This is a genomic window from Comamonas sediminis, assembly GCF_041107495.1.
GTDB lineage: Bacteria > Pseudomonadota > Gammaproteobacteria > Burkholderiales > Burkholderiaceae_C > Comamonas > Comamonas sediminis.
On the sequence record NZ_JBGBDC010000002.1, the window covers coordinates 243,758 to 265,251 of the forward strand.

17 protein-coding genes are annotated in these 21,494 nt (G+C 64.0%); 10 read left to right on the forward strand and 7 right to left on the reverse strand.

All coding sequences use genetic code 11. From position 1 onward, the window contains the following. Positions 1-19 precede the first annotated feature (19 nt). From AB7A72_RS05370 to AB7A72_RS05380, 3 genes are read left to right on the forward strand one after another with little or no spacing between them, the layout of a single operon-like run. Positions 20-3,190 (forward strand): efflux RND transporter permease subunit, encoded by a 3,171-nt coding sequence (locus AB7A72_RS05370; protein ID WP_239812048.1) that lies wholly within the window; start codon positions 20-22, stop codon positions 3,188-3,190. A 20-nt stretch (positions 3,191-3,210) separates the two neighbouring features. Then, complete coding sequence (locus AB7A72_RS05375) at positions 3,211-4,731, forward strand: efflux transporter outer membrane subunit (protein ID WP_312463490.1); 1,521 nt, start codon at positions 3,211-3,213, stop codon at positions 4,729-4,731. 54 nt (positions 4,732-4,785) lie between these two features. Next, positions 4,786-5,922, forward strand: a complete 1,137-nt coding sequence (locus AB7A72_RS05380) for an NAD(P)/FAD-dependent oxidoreductase (protein WP_369459248.1) — start codon at positions 4,786-4,788, stop codon at positions 5,920-5,922. A gap of 34 nt (positions 5,923-5,956) precedes the next feature. Here AB7A72_RS05380 and AB7A72_RS05385 read toward each other — a convergent pair whose 3' ends face one another. From AB7A72_RS05385 to AB7A72_RS05400, 4 genes are all read right to left on the reverse strand, one after another. Beyond that, on the reverse strand, positions 5,957-6,496 hold the full coding sequence (locus tag AB7A72_RS05385) for a GNAT family N-acetyltransferase (protein WP_369459249.1): 540 nt from the start codon (positions 6,494-6,496) through the stop codon (positions 5,957-5,959). Positions 6,497-6,501: 5 nt separating this feature from the next. Next, positions 6,502-7,173 carry a pyridoxamine 5'-phosphate oxidase gene (gene pdxH / locus AB7A72_RS05390; protein WP_239812047.1) on the reverse strand — a complete coding sequence of 224 codons (672 nt, stop codon included), beginning with the start codon at positions 7,171-7,173 and terminating at the stop codon, positions 6,502-6,504. Between the two features lie 87 nt (positions 7,174-7,260). Beyond that, entirely contained in the window at positions 7,261-7,797 is a 537-nt protein-coding gene (locus tag AB7A72_RS05395) for a superoxide dismutase family protein (protein WP_239812046.1), read from the reverse strand. 107 nt (positions 7,798-7,904) lie between these two features. After that, positions 7,905-8,834 (reverse strand): LysR family transcriptional regulator, encoded by a 930-nt coding sequence (locus AB7A72_RS05400; protein ID WP_312531426.1) that lies wholly within the window; start codon positions 8,832-8,834, stop codon positions 7,905-7,907. A gap of 86 nt (positions 8,835-8,920) precedes the next feature. Between AB7A72_RS05400 and AB7A72_RS05405 the strand changes: the two genes are divergently transcribed. Beyond that, positions 8,921-9,928 carry a bile acid:sodium symporter family protein gene (locus tag AB7A72_RS05405; RefSeq protein WP_312463486.1) on the forward strand — a complete coding sequence of 336 codons (1,008 nt, stop codon included), beginning with the start codon at positions 8,921-8,923 and terminating at the stop codon, positions 9,926-9,928. Between the two features lie 51 nt (positions 9,929-9,979). Here the strand turns inward: AB7A72_RS05405 and AB7A72_RS05410 are convergent, their stop codons facing one another. Further along, positions 9,980-10,462 carry a hypothetical protein gene (locus tag AB7A72_RS05410; protein ID WP_239812043.1) on the reverse strand — a complete coding sequence of 161 codons (483 nt, stop codon included), beginning with the start codon at positions 10,460-10,462 and terminating at the stop codon, positions 9,980-9,982. A 158-nt stretch (positions 10,463-10,620) separates the two neighbouring features. Then, positions 10,621-11,775, reverse strand: a complete 1,155-nt coding sequence (locus AB7A72_RS05415; protein ID WP_369459250.1) for a DUF72 domain-containing protein — start codon at positions 11,773-11,775, stop codon at positions 10,621-10,623. A gap of 216 nt (positions 11,776-11,991) precedes the next feature. Between AB7A72_RS05415 and AB7A72_RS05420 the strand changes: the two genes are divergently transcribed. Both AB7A72_RS05420 and AB7A72_RS05425 read left to right on the forward strand, forming a co-directional pair. Next, the gene (locus AB7A72_RS05420; RefSeq protein ID WP_312806975.1) at positions 11,992-14,385 is read left to right on the forward strand and encodes a Tex family protein; all 2,394 of its coding nucleotides are present in this window, start codon (positions 11,992-11,994) and stop codon (positions 14,383-14,385) included. Between the two features lie 171 nt (positions 14,386-14,556). Then, the gene (locus tag AB7A72_RS05425; protein WP_369459251.1) at positions 14,557-16,521 is read left to right on the forward strand and encodes an AI-2E family transporter; all 1,965 of its coding nucleotides are present in this window, start codon (positions 14,557-14,559) and stop codon (positions 16,519-16,521) included. A 78-nt stretch (positions 16,522-16,599) separates the two neighbouring features. On the opposite strand, the gene AB7A72_RS05430 is transcribed toward AB7A72_RS05425, so the two are convergent. Next, positions 16,600-17,499 carry a LysR substrate-binding domain-containing protein gene (locus AB7A72_RS05430; protein WP_369459252.1) on the reverse strand — a complete coding sequence of 300 codons (900 nt, stop codon included), beginning with the start codon at positions 17,497-17,499 and terminating at the stop codon, positions 16,600-16,602. 75 nt (positions 17,500-17,574) lie between these two features. Here AB7A72_RS05430 and AB7A72_RS05435 point away from each other — a divergent pair, with 75 nt between their 5' ends. From AB7A72_RS05435 to AB7A72_RS05450, 4 genes are all read left to right on the forward strand, one after another. Next, complete coding sequence (locus AB7A72_RS05435; protein WP_239812038.1) at positions 17,575-18,756, forward strand: MFS transporter; 1,182 nt, start codon at positions 17,575-17,577, stop codon at positions 18,754-18,756. A gap of 283 nt (positions 18,757-19,039) precedes the next feature. After that, the gene (gene dkgB, locus AB7A72_RS05440; RefSeq protein ID WP_313332021.1) at positions 19,040-19,843 is read left to right on the forward strand and encodes a 2,5-didehydrogluconate reductase DkgB; all 804 of its coding nucleotides are present in this window, start codon (positions 19,040-19,042) and stop codon (positions 19,841-19,843) included. A 233-nt stretch (positions 19,844-20,076) separates the two neighbouring features. Next, entirely contained in the window at positions 20,077-20,934 is an 858-nt protein-coding gene (locus tag AB7A72_RS05445; RefSeq protein ID WP_369459253.1) for a S66 peptidase family protein, read from the forward strand. 113 nt (positions 20,935-21,047) lie between these two features. Then, entirely contained in the window at positions 21,048-21,437 is a 390-nt protein-coding gene (locus tag AB7A72_RS05450) for a hypothetical protein (RefSeq protein WP_369459254.1), read from the forward strand. Positions 21,438-21,494: the final 57 nt, after the last annotated feature.

Sequence of the window (21,494 nt, forward strand, 5' to 3'; positions counted from 1 at the left end):
AGAACCCGAGGCTGCATCCATGGCTCAGTTTTTTATTCAGCGCCCCATTTTTGCGTGGGTGATCGCCATCATCATCATGCTGGGCGGGGCACTGTCCATCTCCAAGCTGCCGCTGGAGCAGTACCCCGAGATTGCGCCGCCGCGCGTCACCATCGGTACCCAGTACACCGGTGCGTCGGCCGAGACGGTGGAGAACTCCGTCACGCAGATCATCGAGCAGCAGCTCAAGGGCATCGACAACATGCTCTACATGAGCGCGACCAGCAATGCCTCTGGCCAGGCCCGCATCACCTTGACCTTTGCGCCCGGCACCAATGTCGATGTCGCCCAGGTGCAGGTGCAAAACAAGATCCAGGGCGCGCTCAACCGCCTGCCCGAATCGGTCAAGAGCCGGGGCGTGTTCATCAACAAGGGCGGCCAGGATTTTCTGGTCACCTACAGCTTCTACTCCCAAGACCCCACGATGACCGAGGTCGACATTGGTGACTACATCAATGCCAGTCTGGTCGATGTGATCGGGCGCCTCGAAGGCGTGGGCGACATCAACGTCTTTGGCACCTCGTATGCGATGCGCATCTGGATGGACCCGGCCAAGATGGAGAAATTCGGACTGATGCCGTCGGACTTGGCCAATGCGCTCAATGCGCAAAACGCCCAGGTCTCGGCCGGCCAGCTGGGCGCGCTGCCAGCGGTGAACAACCAGCAGCTCAATGCGACGATCACGGCGCGCACCAAGCTCAAGACGGTGGACCAGTTCGAGGACATCGTGCTCAAGGCCGCCACCGATGGCTCGGTGGTCACCATGAAGGATGTCGCCCGCGTGGAGCTGGGCGCCGAAAACCTGAACGTGCAGGCCAAGCTCAACGGCATGCGCGGCGCCGGCATGGGCATCATCCTGGCCGATGGCGCCAATGCGATGGCCGTGTCCGATGCCGTTGCGGCCAAGCTGGCCGAGATGAAGCCGTACTTCCCCAACCAGATCGATTACTTCGTCAGCTCGGACTCCACGCCCTTTGTGCGCGCCTCCATCCACGAGGTGGTCGCTGCGCTGGGCGAGGCCATGGTGCTGGTGGTGATCGTCATGTTCGTGTTTTTGCAGAACCTGCGCGCCACGTTGATCCCGGCCATTGCCGTGCCGGTGGTGCTGCTGGGTACCTTTGGCGTGTTGTCGATCGCCGGGTACTCCATCAATACCTTGACGATGTTCGCAATGGTGCTGGCGATCGGCCTGCTGGTGGACGATGCGATCGTCGTGGTGGAGAACGTCGAGCGGGTGATGCACGAGACGGGCATGTCCGCCAAGGAGGCAACCAAGGTCTCGATGCGGGAGATCACACCAGCGCTGGTCGGTATCGGCGTGACCTTGTCGGCGGTGTTTGTGCCAATGGCCTTCTTTGGCGGATCCACCGGGGTGATCTACCGTCAGTTCTCGATCACCATTGTGGCGGCGATGGCGCTGTCGGTGTTTGTCGCATTGACGTTGACCCCGGCGCTGTGTGCCACCCTGCTGAAGGCGCCCGAGCATGCCGGCGGCCATGAGCGCGCCATCCGCAAGGGCCTGTTTGGCATCAGCGACCGGTTCTTCCGCTGGTTCAACCGCAATTTCGACCGCACCGCCACCCGCTACCAGGGCATCGTCGCCCGCAGCCTGCGCCGCGCCAAGCGCATGATGCTGATCTTCATCGCCGTGCTGCTGGGCGTGTGGCTGCTGATGCACAAGCTGCCGACCTCGTTCCTGCCCGATGAAGACCAGGGCTTTCTGTATGTGAACGTCAACCTGCCGTCCGGCGCAGCCGATGCGCGCCTGCAGGACGTGCTCGACGAGGTGCGCGAATACCTGCTCAAGCAGCCCGACATCATCAGCTTCAACCAGGTCTCGGGCCTCAACGGTGACCAAAGTTCGGCGCGCGGCTTCATCCGCCTCAAGCCCTGGGATGAACGCCAGCTCGCGTCGCAGTCTTCCGCGGCCATTGCCAACAAGGCGACGAGAGACCTGTCGCGCATCCGCGATGCGCGGGTGCTGGTGATCCTGCCGCCAGCCGTGCGCGGTCTGGGTGCCAGCTCGGGCTTCAACTTCATGGTCAAGGACATGAACAGCATCGGCCACGACGGGCTGTTGGCAGCCAGCAACCAGGTACTGGCGGCCATGCGCGCCAACCCGAACCTGACGGCAGTACGCACGACCAATCTGGACGATGCGGCCGAATTGCGTGTGGATGTGGACGACCGCAAGGCCGCAGCGCTGGGTTTGTCGTATGCCGACATCAACAGCGTGCTGTCCAGCGCGATGGGCGGCACCTATGTTAATGACTTCCTGAACAATGGCCGCGTTAAGCGCGTCTACATCATGGGCGATGCGCCGCACCGCATGCTGCCGCAGGACATCGCCAAATGGACGGTGCGCAACAAGAACGGCGAAATGGTGCCCTTTGGTGCGTTCTCCGACACGCACTGGGCCTACGGCTCGCCCCAGCTGCTGCGCTACAACGGCAGCCCGGCCTACGAGTTCGAAGGCCGCGCAGCACCCGGCATCAGCTCCGGCGCAGCAATGCAGGAGGTCGAAGCCATCCTGGCCAAGCTGCCAGCCGGCCTTGGCTATGAATGGACCGGCGCGTCGCTGCAAGAGCGCCAGTCCGGCGCCCAGGCGCCCATGCTGTATGCGATCTCGATCCTGTTCGTGTTCCTGTGCCTGGCCGCGCTGTACGAGAGCTGGACCGTTCCGCTGTCGGTGATGCTGGCCGTGCCGCTGGGGGTGATTGGCGCGCTGGCCGCCACCTATACCCGGGGCCTGACCAATGACGTGTACTTCCAGGTGGGCTTGCTCACCACCGTGGGTTTGGCGGCCAAGAATGCCATCTTGATTGTCGAATTTGCGGTGCAGCTGCAAGAGCAGGGCAAGCGCCTGTTTGATGCCACGGTGGAGGCGGTGCGCCTGCGCTTGCGCCCGATCCTGATGACCTCGCTGGCCTTTGGCTTTGGCGTGATTCCGCTGGCCATTGGCACCGGCGCCGGTGCCGGCGGGCGTAACGCCATCGGCACGGCCGTGCTGGGCGGTATGGTGGCCTCGACCGTGCTCGGTATTTTCATGGTGCCGGTCTTCTTCCTGCTGATCCGCAGTTGGTTCCGCTCGCGCAGCCGCCACGACGAGGCGCCTGCGCAAGCCAGCGCCGCGCCGGAGACCGCGCCATGAGCCGTTTTGATACTTTTTCCATGACCCGTGCCTACCGTTTGCCGCTGTCCCTGTTGGCAGCGGGCCTGCTGTCCGCTTGCAACCTGGCGCCGCAGTACCAGCGTCCAGAGCCTGCGGTACCCGCCACGCTCGATGGCGTGGCCCAGACCTTGCCTGCCGATTTTGTTGTGGAGCCGGCTGCAGCCGATACCTTGCAGTTGCTGCCGTGGCAGCAGTGGGTGGAGAGCGCAGGGCTGCGTCAGCTCATCGAGCTGGCCTTGCAGAACAACCGCGACCTGCGCGTGGCCATCGCCAATATCGAGAAGGCGCGGGCGCAGTACGGCGTGCAGCGTGCCGACCAACTGCCCAGCCTGAATGCCAACGCCCAGGCAAACCGCACCCGCACCGCAGACGATCTGCGCTCGGCCAGCGCGGCCTCGTCGGTGACCAACCAGGTCAGCGTGCAGCTGGGCCTGGCCAGCTATGAGCTCGATTTCTGGGGCCGGGTGCGCAACCTCAGCGAGGCGGCATTGCAGCAGTACCTGCTGGTGGAAGAAAACCGCCGCAGCGTGCAGCTGGGCCTGATCACCGATATCGCCAATGCCTGGGTGGCCCTGGCCAGCGACCAGCAGCGCCTGCAACTGGCGCGCGACACGTTGGCCACACGCGAGCAGGGCTACGGCCTGGTGCAGCGCATGCACCAGCTGGGCGCCACCAATGGTTTGGTGCTGGCCCAGAACCAGACGGCGGTGGAGACCGCCCGCAACGATGTGGCGGCCTACGAGTCGCAAGTGGCCCGTGATCGCAATGCACTGCAGTTGCTGGTCGGTGGCCCTTTGGCGGGCGATATGCTGCCGCCCGCGCCCACCGCGTCGCTCAGCACGAATGAGATCAAGAGCGCTGGCTCGGGCCAGTTGCTCGATGGTGCAACGCCCCAGGTCAAAACGCCAGGCGTGGCCACTGCCATGACCGTGGTGCCGACCGGCCTGTCGTCGCAGGTGCTGCTGGCCCGGCCCGATGTGGCGGCAGCCGAGCACAGCCTGCAGGCGCAGTACGCCAGCATTGGTGCAGCGCGCGCGGCCTTCTTCCCCACGATCAGCCTGACGGCCAATGCCGGCACCGCCAGCGATGCGCTGTCGGGCCTGTTCGATGGTGGCAACCGCGCCTGGAGCTTTGTGCCACAGATCCGTTTGCCGATTTTTGACGGCGGCCGCAACCAGGCCAACCTCGATATCGCGCAAGCCAACCGCGACGCGGCACTGGCCCAGTACGACAAGGCCATTCAAGTGGCTTTCCGCGAGGTGAGCGATGCGCTGGCCGACCGCGCCACGATGCAGCGGCGGCTGAACGCGCAGGCAGCCCTGGTGCAGGCGGCCAGCCGCGTGCTGCAGCTGTCGCAGGCACGTTTCAAGGCCGGCGCCGACGATTTTCTGACCGTGCTCGATGCGCAGCGCAGCCTGTACGCGGCCCAGCAAACCCAGATCACGTTGATGCAGGCCGAGCAGGTCAACCGCATCAGCCTGTACAAGGCGCTGGGCGGAGGCATCGACAGCGCGCAGTGATGGCGCATAAGCGCAATGCTGCGAGGGCAATGCGCGCTGCACTACGATGGCGCCATGACTGATACCTTGCCCACGCCTTCTGACCGCAAGGCCTCACCCGAGTTTGATGAATCCCAGGCGCAGGCGGTCGATGCGCTCATTGTGGGTGCCGGCCCGGTCGGCATGTTTGCCGCATTCCAGCTGGGTTTGCAGGGCGTGCAAGCCCAGTTGTGCGATAGCCTGCCGCAGATGGGCGGGCAGTGCATTGCGCTCTATGCCGACAAGCCCATCTACGATATCCCCGGCATTCCGCTGTGCACCGGCCGCGAGCTGGCTGCGCAGCTGCAGCGCCAGATCCAGCCCTTCGAGCCCGTCTTTCACGGCCACACGCAGGTCGCGCAACTGCTGCGCCATGGCGATGGCCGTTGGCGCGTGCAACTGCAGGCTATCGATGGGCCCCAGACCCGCTGGTTGCTGGCCCGCACCGTGGTCGTGACCGCCGGCGTGGGCGCCTTTGTGCCCAAACAGCTGCGCTTGCCTGGGCTGGAGACTTGGCTGGGCAGCCAGGTGTTCTACCACCCCACGTTGGACGATGCCTGGCTGGAGCCGATATTGGCCGGCCATGCTGCGCCACGCATTGTGATCAGCGGCGGCGATGAGGCGGCGGTGGAGGCAGTGCTGGCCGCGGCAGACCATGCGCAACTGCAATCGGCGCAACTGGTGCTGATGCACCGGCGCGACCAGTTCAGTGCCCCGGATGCCATGCTGCAGCGCCTGGCACGGCTGCGCGCCAGCGGCAGGGTCGAGGTGGTCATTGGCATGCCGCAGGCCATCGAGGCCACCGAGCGTCTGCAGGCCATTGGCTACGTTGATGCCGACGGTGCTGACCAGCGCCTGGCCTGCGACCAGCTGTGGGTGTTCCAGGGCCTGTCGCCCAAGCTCGGGCCCTTGCTGGACTGGAGTCTGGCGCTGGAGAAAAAACAGTTGCAGGTGGCGACCGACAGTTTTCAGACCAGTGCCGTGGGTATCTATGCCGCAGGCGATATCGTCAGCTACCCGGGCAAGCGCAAGCTGATACTGACGGGTTTCTACGAAGCGACGATGGCAGCCATGGCGGCCGTTGAATACCTGCGCGGCGAGAAGCTGCTGCTGGAATACACGACCACCAGCAAGCGCCTGCATGCGCGCCTGGGCGTCTCGCACCCGGACTGATCTTGCTAGGCTTCGCGCAGTTGCTGAAGCGGGCTTAGGCTGCTGGCGGAGATGGGGGCTGAAGCCGGTGCTGCATCAGCAGCTCATCGTGCAGCTCGCCGTCGACCAGCAGAGCCGCCGGCTCGGTGCCATAGGCCCGGAAGCCGGCTTGCTCGTACAGGCGTATCGCGCTGGCATTGGCGGCGTTGACGCTCAGGTGGATCTGCACCGCCCCGGGAACTTGGCGGGCAAAGGCAACAGCCTGTGCCAACAGGGCCTGCGCGATGCCCTGGCCGCGAAAGGCTGGCTCCACATACACGCCCCACAAGGCCATACGGTGGCGGGTCTTGAGGCCATCCTGGCGGCGAATGCCCAGCATGCCCACCAGCTGGCTGCGGGCAAAGGCGCCAAGCACACCCTGGTCAGCGCTGGGCGCCAGGCGCGCCTCGATCACCGCCAAAGAGCGGTCTTTTTCTTCTTCGTAGCTGGAGCCAAAGGCGCTCGGCGATGCGCGCAGGCCGGCCAGGCGCAGGCGCTGGAAAGCGGCGGCATCGGCCGGTGTCAGCCAACGGATCTCCCACGCAGCGGCGCCCATCGGGTTCAAGGCGCGAGGCGTTCGCGGATCCAGCCGGTGCCGTCTGGCCCCGTTTGGCGGTAGCGCAGGCGGTCATGCAGCCGGCTCTTGCGGCCTTGCCAGAACTCCCAGGTATCGGGCACCAGGCGAAAGCCACCCCAGTGCGGTGGGCGCGGCGGCTTGAGCAGGAACTGCGCGCCATATTTGGCGGCATTGGTCACCAGCACGGCGCGGCTGTCGATGACCTGGCTTTGCGGACTGGCCCAGGCGCCAATGCGCGAGTCGAGCGGGCGGCTGTTGAAGTAGGCGTCGCTTTCCTCGTCCGAGACTTTTTCCACACGGCCCTCGATGCGCACCACACGCTCCAGCTCCACCCAGTGGAACATCAGCGCGGCAAAGGGATTGCCTGCAATCTCACGGCCCTTGCGGCTGTCGTAATTGGTGTACCAGACGATGCCGCGTGCGTCGTAGCCCTTGATCAGCACGATGCGGGTGCTGGGCCGGGCATCGGGGCCGACGGTAGCGACCGTCATCGCATTGGGTTCTGGCAGCTGCGACGCAACGGCTTCGTTCATCCAGCGGTCGAACTGGTCAATCGGCGCAGCGCAGGACGCCGATTCGTTCAGCTCGGCGCGTTCATAGCTTTTGCGCAAATCGGCAATGGAGTGGGAGAGTTCGCTCATGGCCCGATTGTGCATCGCTTTGGCGCAGTGCAGTGACAAAAAAGCCTGTGGGCCACCGGGCGCCACAGGCTGGGTTTGAACAGGCGCTTGGAGCAGGACGGCTTACTGGATCACACCGCAGCCCAGACGGGCACCGGAATTGCCGGTGGGCTGGGTGGTGTAGTCGTCCTTGTCCTTGTGGACCACCACAGCGCGGCCCTTGATGTCGCTGGGCTTGCCGGTGCCGATCGACAGGTCCTTGGTTTCCCAGACCAGGAACGCGGTGCCTGCGGCATCGGCCATCAGGCTGGGCAGATCACCGACATGGGATTCGGGGCCGGCCTTGCCATGCTGGTGGCCGTTCGGGTTGTAGTGGCCGCCGGCGCTCATCGCATCTGGCGACGAGCAGTTGCCGTTCTCATGCACATGGAAGCCGTGTTCGCTGCCGGGCTGCAGACCCTTGACCTGCGCCATCACGCGCACCGTGTCGCGGTTGACTTCGTAGACGCGGAAATAGCCGCTGATGTTGTTGCCTTCGGTCGGGTTGATGGTCGCTTCGGCAATCGGTGTGGCGCGGTCGGTGTGGGCGCAGGCGCTCAGCAGCGCGGCCACGGTGGCCGCAGCAGCGAACTTGGCGATGGATGGAATGCGTTGGATCATGGGAACTCTCCTGGTGCCTTGGATTAAGGGTTGGTCACAGCCACCGTTTTTAGCACGCACGCAGCGCTTCTCTTGTAGTCTGATTGCCAGCAATCGCGGCGGCGTGTTTACGGTGTGGGGGCTGTTGTGAGGCGCCGGGCCACCAGATCCCAGACCGCTTGCGCCGCAGCGGGCAGGCTGCGCTGGCGGCGCCGCACCAGCATGATTGCGCGTTGCACCTGGGGCAGCAGATCGCACACCTGGAGGCTGCTCAACCCATGGGCCGGGATCGCCAGGCCCGGCATGATGCTGATGCCAATGCCGGCCTCGACCATGCGGAAGGCAGTGGTGACATGGCCTACCTCCTGCACGACAGGGCAATGCTCAGGCCCGCAACCGCTGGCCAGCAAGGCAGCGTCCATCAGCCGGCGGCTGCCCGATGCATGGTCGAGCAGCACCAAGGGCTCGCCGCGCAGCTGGTCCCAGCGCAGGCTGGTGGCCTTATGCGCCTTCTGCGCCTTCGGCATCAGCGGGTGCGCGGGCGGCAACACGGCAACAAAGGGGTCCAGCTGCAGGCTGATGCAGTCGAGATCGCCCAGCTCCGGCGGCTCCACCACCACCCCAAAATGCACATCGCCGCTGCGCACCTGGGCCAGCACCTCTTGCTGCAGGCGGTCCACCAGCTGCAGCTGGATCTGCGGCAGCTCGCGGTTGCAGGCGGCGATGCAGGCGGGCATCAGCGCCGCAGACAGCGTGGGGCTGCTGGCAATGCGCACCTGGCCACGTGCGGCATGGCCCACATCGGCGACCTCGGCCAGGGTATCGGCCAGCTCCTGCAGCAGGGGCGCGGCCTTCTGGGCCAGCAGCTGGCCGGCATCGGTCAGCAGCACCTCGCGCGTGGTGCGGTCCAGCAGCCGCACATGGAGCTGGCCTTCGAGCTCCACCATCGCGCGGCTGACGGCCGATTGGGTCAGGCCCAGCGTCTGGCCGGTCTGGCTGAAGCTGCGGCACTGGGCGACGCAGAGGAATACCTGGAGCTGGCGGAGGCTGACGTGCATGGTGGGAAACGAAACGGAGATATATGACTTTAAATCATCAATCAATCTTATAAATTAATTTTACTTTTGCCTGCAAACGGCGTCCAATGGCGCACATGAAATTCCGTCCCGACAACTTCACGCTGATGCTGGTGGCCACGGTGCTGCTGGCCAGTTTTTTGCCCGCGACCGGCCAGGTGGCGAGCAGCTTTGAGACCTTGACGACAGCGGCCGTGGCGCTGCTGTTCTTTCTACACGGCGCCAAGCTTTCACGCCAGGCGATTCTGGCGGGCATCATGCACTGGCGGCTGCACCTGTTCATTGTCGGCAGCACCTTTGTCGTGTTTCCGTTTCTGGGCTGGGCGCTCAAACCGTTGCTCACGCCCCTGGTCTCGCCCGAGCTGTATGTGGGGGTGATGTTCCTGTGCGTGTTGCCGTCCACGGTGCAGTCGTCGATCGCGTTCGTGTCGATGGCGCGTGGCAATATCCCGGCTGCCATATGCAGTGCATCGGCATCGACGCTGCTGGGCGTCTTTATCACCCCGCTGCTGGTCAGTGTGTTCGTGACCGCCCATGGCACGAGCGGTTCTTTCGTCGATGCGGTGGTCAAGATCTTGCTGCAACTGATGCTGCCCTTCGCGCTGGGCCATTTGCTGCAGCGCTGGGTGGGCCCGTTCATCAAGAAGCACGGCAAGCTCACCAAGGTGGTGGACCAGGGCTCCATCCTGCTGGTGGTGTACACGGCGTTCAGTGCCGCCGTGGTGCAGGGCATCTGGCGCCAGGTGTCGCTGACCACCTTGGTCGGCCTGCTGGTGATCAGCGCCATCATCCTGGCCTTGGCACTGTTCCTGACCACCTTCCTCTCGCGCCGCCTGGGCTTCAGCAAGGAAGATGAGATCACCGCCGTGTTCTGCGGCAGCAAGAAGAGCCTGGTCAGTGGCGTGCCCATGGCCAAGGTGCTGTTTGCCAGCAGCACGGTGGGCATGATGGTGCTGCCGCTGATGCTGTTCCACCAGATGCAGCTGATGGTCTGCGGCGTGCTGGCCGCCAAGTACGCCAGGCGGGCAGAACTCGAAGGCGACCAGGCCCTGGGCGCTGCGGCTGCGGGCAAGTAAGCCTCAGCGTGTCGTCAACACCGGGCCGGCGGCATCCAGCCCCGGCCCGCGTTACTTCAGCGCCGGGCTGAAGCTGATGCTGTATTTCTCCAGCGCGGGTCCGACCTCCAGCTGCATCGTACGGCGCTTGACCGCAGGTTTGCCACCGGTCACCTGCGCCGTAATCACAATGCCTTTGCCATGGGCGCGGCAGCGCAGGTCTTGCAAGCCCAGGTCTGCGTTGTCGTCGTTGATCTCGGCAAATCCCTGGGTATGGGCAGCCACTCCGCGCCAGTGGGGCGTGTCTTCGGGTTGGTTCATCCACTGCACGAACAGATAGCTTTGGCCGTTTTGCTCGCCCTGTACCACGCGGTAGGGCTGTACGGCCTTGTTGCTGCCCTGGTTGCGATTGCCGCACAGCTGCACGCTGGTGATGCTGTCGCTCACGGTGAAGCGGTTGGCACGGGTCTCCGCCGCCTGGGCGCTGAAGGAAGAGGCCAGGCCGGCGCTCAAGGCCGCCAGGCAGGCAAATTGGCACAAAGTGCGGTATCGCATGGATTCAATCGCTCAAAGGGTAGTGGGTGCGGCGGCGGGCCCGAATGGCGCCGCGCTGCGCGCCCAGGCCAAACATCATAGGCCTGCGCCCATGCACTGCTGGGCAGATGTCTGGGCCACAGCGGCAAATTTGCGCAAAACATCGCAAGCGATTGCAGTCAGACCGGGCTTGGGTTGTCAGATTTTTTCAGTGCGGCAATCGCCTCGGCCAGTCGCACAATGCTGAGTGGGCCGCAGCCCTCGGCCTCGTTGCTGACGGTGACATAGGCGGGCTGCCCCTTGCTGCAGACGCCGGCCAAGGTGCTGGCCAGCAGCGCCAACGTGGCGGGGTCGGGCTGCTGGATGCGGTCAAACGGGGCCAATTGCTTTTCAGCATCGGCGTAGCCATAAGGGCCAAAGACAGGGTTCACATTCCAGCGGCAGACCAGCGGGCCGGGCCACAGCGCGCGCAGCAGCGGCAGTTGATCGGGCATGCGTGGCATCTTGGCATGCAGGCCCAGGCAGTAGGTGGCACCGGCCTGGCGCAGAATCTGGGCCAGCTGCGGGGCGATCTCGGGGCGCAGCCAATCGGCATCACGCACCTCAAAGGCCACAATGGGCCGGCGCTCTGCGGGCAGGCCCGCCAGCTCGGCCTGCACGGCCAGCGCCAGTTGCTCAAGTTCCGCCAGGGTGCGCTGCAGGTTCAGCAACCGGCCCAGCGGCAGCGGGCTGAGCTGGAACAGCAGCACGCCGAGCTTGTCCAGCAGGCCTTCACAGGCCGGGCGCACATAGCTGCTGAGCGCCAGTTCCACATTCAAGAACGCGGGGTTGGGCTCTTTGCCGCGGCCTTCTTCACCGCGCACCTGCGCATCGCAGACCAGCGCCGGCCCCTTGACGATAAAACGGAAATCCGCCGGCACCTGGGCGGCGTAGACGGCGTATTCGGATGCTGCCAGCGGCCGGTAAAAGCTGCGGTCAATGCTGACGGTACGCAGCAGCGGGTGCTCGGCATAAGCGTTCAGGCCGCGTTGCGCAAGAATGCGCTCGCTGTAGGCCTTGTCCCAGACCAGGCCCTGCCAACCGGGGTAGGACCAGGATGAGCCGCCCATGCGCAGCAGCGCCGGCATGGCGGGGGCCAGGTCCTCCCCCAGCAAGGGGTACGCGGCGCCTACCGCCTGCGCACGGCTGCGCGCTTTGGCGGCAGGAGCGGCTGGGGGAGGGGACGCTTCGGTGTCTTGCGCGCCGGCAGGCGGCGCAGCGGGGGCGGGCGCAGCGGCCGCCGGCGCGGGCTCGGCGCCAAACAAATCCAAATTCGAATCGGGCTCTGGGGACATCGCGGCCCAGTATGCCATCGACTGCGCCGCCCGATTCGCATTGTTTGACGATTGACCAAGTAGGACCCGAGCTCACCTGCCACGTAGCAGGCGTGTTCCGGACTGCTATAAAAATTACATTTTTCAAATCCGGCACCTGTTCAAATCCCCAGTGGCCGCCGGCAGCTATGGCACACTCGCTGTTTTGCCAGAGAAGCATTGGAGCGAGCGTAGAGCATGCAAAAGATCATTGCGCAGATTGCGGCTGAGCTGAAGGTGGCCGAGTCGCAGGTTACGTCGGCGGTGGAACTGCTGGACAGCGGGGCGACGGTGCCTTTCATTGCCCGCTACCGCAAGGAAGCCACCGGTGGTCTCGATGACACCCAGCTGCGGGATTTGGCCGAGCGCCTGACCTATCTGCGGGAGCTGCAGGAGCGCCGCGACACGGTGCTCAAGGCCATCGACGAGCAGGGCAAGCTGACCGATGCGCTGCGCCTGGCCATTGCCCGCGCGCCCACCAAGCAGGAACTGGAAGACATTTACCTGCCTTTCAAGCAAAAGCGCCGCACCAAGGGCCAGATCGCCAAGGAGTTTGGCATTGAGCCGCTGGCCGACAAGCTGTTTGCGGACCCGAGCCTGGACCCGCTGCAGGAGGCCCAGGCCTTTTGCAAGCCGGCCACGGTGCTTGACGATGGCAAACCCGGTCCGGATTTCTCGACCCCGATGGCGGTGCTCGATGGTGTGCGCGACATCCTGTCCGAGCGCTGGGCCGAAGACCCGGTGCTGGTGCAAAAACTGCGCGAGTGGCTCTGGGCCGAAGGCCTGCTGCGCTCCAAGAAAGTGGAGTCCAAGAACGAGAACGACCCCGAGGTCGCCAAGTTCCGCGATTACTTTGACTATGACGAGCCGATTGGCCGCGTGCCCTCGCACCGCGCGCTGGCGGTGTTCCGGGGCCGGGCCCTGGAAGTGCTGGAAGCCAAGCTGGTGCAGCCCGAGCTGCAGCCCGGCGTGGCGCCTGAGCCGGGCCAGCCCAGCTTGGCCGAGGGCAAGATTGCGCTGCACCTGGGCTGGAGCCATGCCAAGCGGGCCAGCGATGACCTGATCCGCAAATGCGTGGCCTGGACCTGGCGGGTCAAGCTGAGCCTGTCGACCGAGCGCGACCTGTTCTCGCGCCTGCGCGAAGATGCCGAAAAGGTGGCGATCAAGGTGTTTGGCGACAATCTGCGCGACCTGTTGCTGGCTGCGCCTGCCGGTCAGCGTGCCGTGCTGGGTCTGGACCCGGGCATTCGTACCGGCGTCAAGGTCGCCGTGGTGGACCACACCGGCAAGCTGGTGGATACCACCACGGTCTACCCGCATGAGCCGCGCCGCGACTGGGATGGCTCACTGGCCGTGCTCGCCCGCCTGGTGGAAAAGCACCAGATCAATCTGATTGCGATCGGCAACGGCACCGCCAGCCGTGAGACCGACAAGCTGGCCGCCGACCTGATCCGCATTGCTGAGAAGGCGGGCAAGAAGATCGACAAGGTGGTGGTGAGCGAAGCGGGCGCCTCGGTCTATTCCGCCAGCGAATTCGCGGCGCTCGAGATGCCCGATGTCGATGTCAGCCTGCGTGGCGCAGCGTCGATTGCCCGCCGCCTGCAAGACCCGCTCGCCGAGCTGGTCAAGATCGACCCCAAGAGCATTGGCGTGGGCCAGTACCAGCACGATGTGAACCAGAGTGAGCTGGCCCGCCAGCTCGACGCGGTGGTCGAAGACTGCGTGAACTCGGTGGGTGTGGACCTCAACACGGCCTCGGCGCCGCTGCTCAGCCGCGTCTCCGGCCTCTCGGGCACGGTGGCCAAGTCGGTCGTGCGCTGGCGGGATGCCAATGGCTCGTTCAAGAACCGCAAACAGCTGATGGATGTGGCCGGCCTGGGTGCCAAGACCTTTGAGCAGGCCGCCGGTTTCTTGCGCATCCGTGGTGGCGACAACCCGCTGGACATGACCGGCGTGCACCCGGAGACCTACCCGGTCGTCGAGCAGATCATTGCTACCACCGGCAAGCCGGTGGACCAGCTGATGGGCCGTGGCGATGTGCTCAAGGGCCTCAAAGCCGAGCGCTTTGTCAGCGAGAAGTTTGGCGCCCTGACCATCTCGGACATTCTGGGTGAGCTGGAAAAGCCCGGCCGCGATCCGCGCCCCGACTTTGTCGTGGCCCGCTTCAACGAAGGCGTGGAAGACATCAAGGACCTGCGCGAGGGCATGACTCTGGAAGGCACCGTCAGCAACGTCGCCCAGTTTGGCGCCTTTGTGGACCTGGGTGTACACCAGGACGGCCTGGTCCACGTCAGCCAGATGAGCTACAAGTTCATCGAAGATGCCCGCGAAGCCGTCAAGACCGGTCAGATCGTCAAGGTCAAGGTGCTGGAAGTGGATGTGGAGCGCAAGCGCATCAGCCTGACGATGAAGCTGGACGCCGCGCCTGCGCGCCGCGATGGCCCGCGCGACAACCGCTTTGAATCGGCGGGCCGAGGCCACCAGGGCGCTGGCGGCCGGGGGGGCTACACGCAGCCCGCCCGCACCAACCAGCCTGCCCAGCAAAACGCGATGGCGTCGGCCTTTGCCAAGCTCCAGGGCCTGAAGAAATAGCGCTGCCCGCCTGATCGGTTGCGCAGACCGCAAGTGCCATCCGGCCTTGCGGTTTTTTGTTGCGCAGCTTCGGCCCTTCAAAAATCGGTCAAAGATGACACCTGCCACCGTGGAAATTGGATGTAATAGCTGCTTGCGCTTCCCACCCTTTCTTAGTCTTCACCCCACGCTATGCCCCCCGACCACGCCGCGCCCGACGATGAGCCTGTAGCCCAGCCCGTTCCCGGACCTCAGCGGCCCTCGCGTCGTGCGCTGGCCGATACGGGGCAAGGTGGCAGGCGTGGCGCAGGGCGCCGGCGCAAGGGCGCATCCACACAAGAGACCCTGGCCCCGCTGTTGGCGATCGTGCCGGGCCTGCGGTTGATGGTGGGCATGGTCATTGCGGCGGTGGTGATTCTGGGCCTGTATGTAGGCCGGGATGTGCTGCTGCCGGTGGCCTTGGCCGCCTTGCTGGGCTTTTTGCTCGATCCTGCGGTCAGCCGGCTCAAGCGCTGGGGCCTGCCCAGGGTGGTGTCGGTGGCGCTGGTGATGGTGCTGGCTCTGGGCGCTTTGGGTGCAGGCGCGCTCTATGTGGGCAACCAGGTGACCAGCCTCAGCGCCGAGCTGCCGACCTACCAGAACACCATTCGCCAGAAGCTGCGCCACGTCAAACCGTATTTCAATGGCCCGGGGGTCTGGGACGGCGCGGTCAAGGTGCTCAATACGGTGGAAACCGAGATAGGGCAGGGCGATGCCCGCCGCCGCGTGCAGAAAGTGGAGGTGCAGGAGCCGGAGGTCAAGCCCATCCAAAAGGCGCTGGAGCTGCTGAGCAAGGTGGCTGAGCCGCTGGCCACCACCGGCATTGTGTTCCTGTTTGTCGTGCTGATACTGCTGGACCGCAGTGGCCTGCAGGACCGGCTGCTGCGGCTAATGGGGCCGAACACGCATATGGCCTCCGACGCGCTCGATGACGCTGCGACGCGCATCGGCCAGTACCTGCGCATGCAGCTGTTCGTCAACCTCAGCTACGGGGTTCCGATGGCGCTGGGGCTGTGGTGGATTGGGGTGCCCGGCGCCATTCTCTGGGGCATCCTGGCGGCGGTGCTGCGCTTCGTGCCCTATATCGGGCCGATGGCATCGGCCGTTTTTCCGCTCACGCTGGCTTTTGCAGTGGACCCCGGCTGGAGCCTGCTGCTGTGGACCCTGGCCCTGATTCTGGTTCTGGAGTTGATCAGCAACAACGTGATCGAGCCCTGGCTCTATGGCGCAAGCACCGGTTTGTCGACCTTGTCCATCATTCTGGCGGCGACCTTCTGGACGGCGCTTTGGGGGCCGGTGGGGCTGATCCTGTCGACCCCGTTGACGGTGTGTCTGCTGGTGCTGGGCCGCTACATCCCGGGGATGGGGTTTCTCGAGATCTTGCTGGGCAGCCAGGCGGTGTTTGATCCTCCGGAAAAATTGCTGCAGCGTCTGTGGCGCGGCGATGTCGACCAGGCCATTGACGTCGCATCCGAAAACATCGACGAAGCGCTTCCACCCAAGCCCAGCCAGCAGGACCAGGCATTGGCCGTCACCCATTTCTATGACGAGGTGGCGGTGCCGGCCCTCCAGATTGCGGCCCAGCAGTACCGCAGCGCTGCCAGCCCACCGCAACGCCAGCGCCTGTCGGAGGCGGTGGCCATGCTGCTCAGTGGCCTGCAGCGCCATTACCCGCCTGACGCATTGCCCGAGGCGGTCGAGGTTCAACCGCCCCCGGCCTCGGTTGTCTGTGTCGGAATGCAATGGGACATTGACCGGCATGCCGCCACGATGGCAGCCCATGCGCTGCGGCTGCACGGGGTAGACAGCAGCACCCGCGCGGTGTCCATCGACACCGTGCTCCGTCAGGGTGATCTGTCGCTGTATGACGGTGTGCGCCACCTCTGCATCTGCAGCTTCCATCCGAACCCACTGGGCAGGCTGGCCCAGATGTGCGAGAGCCTGCGCCAACGCTGCCCGCAAATGCAGATCACCGTGATGCTGCTGGGTGCGCAGGGCAGGGGGGGCGTGCGCAGCGACACCTTGAACAGCATGCGCGCGCACGATGCGGTCCAGCAGATCAGCGACCTGACGCGCCTGGTGTTGGGCGAAGGCGCCTCCAGGTTGGATGCCACCTGACGGAAGATCTGCAGACGCCTCTGGCTGGGCAGCGAACGCTCCGGGTGGCACCGGTGGCCGGTGGGTGCTTGGGCCTGTTCAGTCAAAGGGCTTGGCGCCCAATGTGGTGACCACGTGGTCGACAAAGCAGGTGATACGCGAGGCCAGCGCCGTATTGCGGTAGTAGACCGCATGGATGGACTGGCGTACATCAAGCAGTTGGTCTTCGAACAAGGGCACCAGCTGACCGCTGTCGCGGTCCGCCCGCGTCATGAAATCCGACAGGCAGACCATGCCCAGACCGGCCAAGGCCATATGGCGCAGCGTTTCGCCGCTCGAAGAGGCAACCGCCGGCTGTATGCGCAGTAGTTCGCCGCCGGTGTCACGCAGTGGCCATTCATTGAGCGAATCGGGCTGGGAGAATCCCAGCAACACATGCTGCGCCAACTGCTGGATATCGGTCGGGGTGCCGTGGCGTGCAAGGTAGGCGGGGCTGGCCAATACCCGGATGCGGCTGATCCCCACAGGACGCGCATGCATGCTTGAATCCTTGAGCGCGCCAATGCGAAAGGCAACATCGCTGCGCTTTTCGATCAGGTCCACAATGCCTTCGTGCGAGTGCAGCTCCAGCTCCACCTCGGGGTAGCGGGCGCGAAAGCTGTCCACCAGCGGCACTAGCACGTGCAGCATGAAGGGTGTGGCGGCATCCACCCGCAGGCGCCCGGCAGGCCGCACGCGCCGTGCAGCCATCAGCTCTTCGGCCTCGTCCACCGACACCAGGATCGCGCGTGCCCGCTGCAAGAAGGCGCTGCCTTCCTCGGTCAACTCCAGCCGGCGGGTGGTGCGGCGCAGCAGCGTGGTTTGCAGCTTTTCCTCCAGCCGGCCAAGGGTGCGGCTGGTGGCGGAGACGGTCTGGTCCAGCAGCTCGGAGGCGGCGGTGATCGAGCCGGTATCGACCACGGCCACAAAGGCCTGCAATTCGTCGAGCGTGGTCTTCATTGTTGCCCTGGCGTCAAAAGATTTTGGTGGCGATGGTACTTAATCTGCAAATATTAGCAGGGCACACTAGCAGCTATGAAGTCTTCCGCTGTATTGTTCGCATTGGCCATTGGCGCTTTCGCCATTGGCACCACCGAGTTTGCCCCGATGGGGCTGTTGCCTGTGATCGCCCAGGGCGTCGACGTCAGCATTCCCACCGCCGGCATGCTGGTATCGGCCTATGCCGTCGGTGTAATGCTGGGGGCACCTGTGATGACCTTGCTGTTCAGCCGCTTTGGGCGGCGTGCAGCGCTGGTCACCTTGATGCTGATTTTCACCGCCGGCAATCTGCTTTCTGCATTGGCCCCTGGCTACACGACCTTGCTGCTGTCGCGGTTGGTGACCAGCCTCAACCATGGGGCCTTCTTTGGCATTGGCGCCGTCGTCGCGGCCAGTGTGGTCCCCAAGGACAAGCAGGCCAGTGCCATTGCTGCGATGTTCATGGGGCTGACGGTGGCCAATATCGGCGGCGTGCCCGCTGCCACCTGGATTGGCCAGCAAGTCGGCTGGCGGCTGGCCTTTGCCGGCACGGCCGCGCTGGGCCTGATCACCATTGCTGCGCTGTGGATGGTACTGCCCAAGGGCGAGGCCGGCACACGCCCGGACGTGCGCCGTGAACTCAAGGTGCTGACCCGCCCCGAGGTGCTGCTGGCCATGGGTACGACGGTGCTCGGTGCCGGCTCCATGTTCACGCTCTACACCTATGTGGCGCCGGTACTGACCGAGATCACCCATGCCAGCCCCGGCTTCATCGCCTTTGCGCTGGTGCTGATCGGCGTGGGCTTCACCATCGGCAACAGCCTCGGTGGCCGCCTGGCCGATTGGTCGCTCGATGGCGCTACACGCATCATCCTGCTGGCCCTGGCCCTCATCATGGTGGTGCTGCCTTGGGCGCTTGGTACGCATCTGGGCGCCGGCATGGGTCTGGTCGTGTGGGGTGCTGCCGCCTTTGGCATGGTGCCCCCGGTGCAGATGCGGGTGATGCAGGCCGCCGCAGAGGCGCCCGGCCTGGCCTCGTCCGTCAATGTGGGCGCTTTCAATCTGGGCAATGCCGTAGGCGCCGCCTTAGGGGGCGCCGTCATCAGCCAGGGGCTGGGCTATGGCGCAGTGGCTTGGGCAGGCGCGGCGCTGGCTGCCGGCGGGCTCGGTCTGGTGCTGATCCAGGGCCGCATGCGCCGTGGGCAGGCTGGCCACGCAGCAGCAGCGGGTAACCTCTAATCCCCGGCGCTGGCCCCAGGCTCCCCGTGCAGACCACAAGCTGCACGGGGAGCTTTTGCTTTTTTAAAGTGGGTTCTGCCTGGCCCGGCACTGCCCAAGAAACGCAAGAGCAGGGCGGTGGGTATAGTTGATATTTCATCAAAAGAATATTGTTGATACAGGGCTTTATCTGCAAGGATGAAAAGCGCAAACTGTCCACCAATGCGATGAGGACCTGGTTGGGCTGCCAACCACTGCAGGGCCGCCGCACATTTCTGTCCGTATTTTTCTCAAGGAGTTTTTCATGTCTATTCCTCGCTTTGGTGTTGGTACTTTCCGTCTGCAAGGGCAGGTCGTGGTCGACTCGGTGCGCAATGCACTGGAGCTAGGCTACCGGGCGGTCGACACCGCGCAAATCTATGGCAATGAAGCCGAGGTGGGCCAGGCCATCGCCGAGAGCGGCGTGGAGCGCGAAGCGCTGTTTGTCACCACCAAGATCTGGACCGACAACTACAGCCAAGCCAAGCTGGTTCCCAGCCTCAAGGACAGCCTCAAAAAGCTGCGCAGCGACTATGTGGACCTGACCCTGATCCACTGGCCCGCACCCGGCAATGGCGTCGAACTGCAAGAGTTCATGACCGCGCTGGCGGACGCCAAGGCCCAGGGCCTCACGCGCCAGATCGGTATTTCCAACTTCAACATTGATCTGACCCGCCAGGCCATCGCAGCCGTTGGAGCAGGGGAGATCGCCACCAACCAGATCGAACTCAGCCCCTACCTGCAAAGCCCCAAGCTGACGGCCTTTCTCCAGGAGCAGGGCATTGCCGTGACCTCGTACATGACCCTGGCCTACGGCAAGGTGCTGAAGGACCCGGTGTTGGCAGAGATCGCCAGCAAGCACCAGGCCACCGTCGCCCAGGTCGCCCTGGCATGGGCGCTGCAATTAGGTTACGCCGTCATCCCGTCTTCCACCAAGCGCGAGAACCTGGCCAGCAACCTGCTGGCCCAGCAACTGGTGCTGGATGCCGATGACATGGCCCGCATTGCCCAGCTGGAGCGCAACGGCCGTGAGGTGAATCCCGAGGGACTGGCGCCTATCTGGGATTGAGCGCCTGACAGCGTTAGTGAGCGAAGGCCTGCCGTTGTGCAGGCCTTTTTCATGCCAAGGAGCAGGGTGAGCCATGGCATGCAAGCATAAGACACCTCAAGTCTTCGATATGCATTTGCTGACGTTACGCAGGTTGGCTCTCCACATTTCATTCGACAATTTTTACGTATTAGAAACCTCTGGTCCACGTAAGCTGGTGGCAGCTATTTACAGCTTGGAAGGAGCGGGCTTTCATGCGAATTCGGGTTGTAGCGCCAGGAGCGGCGGTCAAAGAAGAAGAAATTACTGCTGCAGCGGAAGTACTTGAGGCTTCCGGCCATGTAATCACTTTTGGAGCCCATACCTTTCAAAGGCACCGTTATTTGGCCGGACGCGATGAACTTCGTCTCGAAGACCTGAGAAGTGCTATGACCGATAAAACGGTGGACGCAGTTTGGTTTGCGCGAGGAGGTACCGGATGCATGCACCTGCTACCCCATGTGGCGGACTGGCTTGCGCACAAACCTATTATTGGGTACTCCGATAATTGCTCACTTTTACTGCAGGCGTGGAAGCTGGGCGGTTGTGCCATCCATGGACCGGTGTTCGAAGAAATAGTAGTTGGCGATGCGATAAGCCAGCATGCTGAAGATGTACTTACATTACTGAGCAAAGGCAGCGCAGCGCTTCATTTCTCGGGGCTCACACCTGGCGGGAACTTGGAACGCGTCAACGTGACGGGGCCGGCCCTTGGCGGGAATCTGGCAACCTTGAGTTCTCTCGCGGGTACGCCCTGGCTACCGTCAATGGCGGGAGGCATTGTTCTGCTTGAGGATGTAGGCGAGCCTTTTTACCGCATTGAGAGATCTCTGGCACAACTCCGATTATGTGGTGCGCTGGATGGCGCTCTGGCCGTTGTGCTCGGCGATTTCACGAATTGTCCCGCGCGAGGAGTGCTCCACACTCTCGAGGAAATATTCGCCGAACACTTGAATCTACTAAACATTCCCATTTACTGTGGCGCGCCATTCGGCCATGGACAGATAAACCGCCCCTGGCAGCTGGGCCGTATCGCAACGATCACAGACTCAAGCCTGGCCTGGCATGACTGAGATGCGATCAAAATAAGCTGGTTTAACGGAATAAGGATGTTCTTAAAGGAAAGTCGCTAAGCATATATGGATATGGCTGCCGTGCGGGACCGCACGCAAGATGGAATGGATCCGTGAAGAACGGCAACGCGCGCGAGACGAGCAATTCCGGGCCGGATGCTGAGGTTCCTGTTACAGCGCTTGCATGCGTTGGCGGGTTGCAGACCAGCGCGCAGCTACACTGCGCGGCAGGAGGAATGGCGATGGATTGGGCAAGATTGCAGATGGAGATAGACCGACAGCTCGCCTGGATGCTTTTCTGGTCGCTGATCGCCACGGTTATCTCGTTGTGGGTTGGGTATGAGCTGTTGAAGGCAGCGATCAAGAACGGCATCAATGCCTCAAACCTGGGCGACCGCCGCAGGTCGATGCAAGCGGCGCAGCCACCGGTGGCGCCGGCAGGTTACCGCTGGGTGCTGGTCAAGGATGACAAGCCGGGCGCTGACATGCGGCCGGAGCGCTGAGAGAGAGAGAGGTTGCTCGTGTCCAAGCAATGAGGCACGGGTTGTAGCCAGATGGCT

Excerpts from the sequence above, each read along its gene's own strand:
- AB7A72_RS05410 (WP_239812043.1), bottom strand. The coding sequence starts at position 10,462 with ATGCGATACCGCACTTTGTGCCAATTTGCCTGCCTGGCGGCCTTGAGC.
- AB7A72_RS05415 (WP_369459250.1), bottom strand. The coding sequence starts at position 11,775 with ATGTCCCCAGAGCCCGATTCGAATTTGGATTTGTTTGGCGCCGAGCCC.
- AB7A72_RS05375 (WP_312463490.1), top strand. The coding sequence starts at position 3,211 with ATGACCCGTGCCTACCGTTTGCCGCTGTCCCTGTTGGCAGCGGGCCTG.
- AB7A72_RS05405 (WP_312463486.1), top strand. The coding sequence starts at position 8,921 with ATGGCGCACATGAAATTCCGTCCCGACAACTTCACGCTGATGCTGGTG.
- AB7A72_RS05395 (WP_239812046.1), bottom strand. The coding sequence starts at position 7,797 with ATGATCCAACGCATTCCATCCATCGCCAAGTTCGCTGCTGCGGCCACC.
- AB7A72_RS05435 (WP_239812038.1), top strand. The coding sequence starts at position 17,575 with ATGAAGTCTTCCGCTGTATTGTTCGCATTGGCCATTGGCGCTTTCGCC.
- pdxH (WP_239812047.1), bottom strand. The coding sequence starts at position 7,173 with ATGCACAATCGGGCCATGAGCGAACTCTCCCACTCCATTGCCGATTTG.
- AB7A72_RS05385 (WP_369459249.1), bottom strand. The coding sequence starts at position 6,496 with ATGGGCGCCGCTGCGTGGGAGATCCGTTGGCTGACACCGGCCGATGCC.
- AB7A72_RS05430 (WP_369459252.1), bottom strand. The coding sequence starts at position 17,499 with ATGAAGACCACGCTCGACGAATTGCAGGCCTTTGTGGCCGTGGTCGAT.
- AB7A72_RS05400 (WP_312531426.1), bottom strand. The coding sequence starts at position 8,834 with ATGCACGTCAGCCTCCGCCAGCTCCAGGTATTCCTCTGCGTCGCCCAG.
- AB7A72_RS05370 (WP_239812048.1), top strand. The coding sequence starts at position 20 with ATGGCTCAGTTTTTTATTCAGCGCCCCATTTTTGCGTGGGTGATCGCC.
- AB7A72_RS05380 (WP_369459248.1), top strand. The coding sequence starts at position 4,786 with ATGACTGATACCTTGCCCACGCCTTCTGACCGCAAGGCCTCACCCGAG.
- AB7A72_RS05420 (WP_312806975.1), top strand. The coding sequence starts at position 11,992 with ATGCAAAAGATCATTGCGCAGATTGCGGCTGAGCTGAAGGTGGCCGAG.
- AB7A72_RS05425 (WP_369459251.1), top strand. The coding sequence starts at position 14,557 with ATGCCCCCCGACCACGCCGCGCCCGACGATGAGCCTGTAGCCCAGCCC.
- AB7A72_RS05445 (WP_369459253.1), top strand. The coding sequence starts at position 20,077 with ATGCGAATTCGGGTTGTAGCGCCAGGAGCGGCGGTCAAAGAAGAAGAA.
- dkgB (WP_313332021.1), top strand. The coding sequence starts at position 19,040 with ATGTCTATTCCTCGCTTTGGTGTTGGTACTTTCCGTCTGCAAGGGCAG.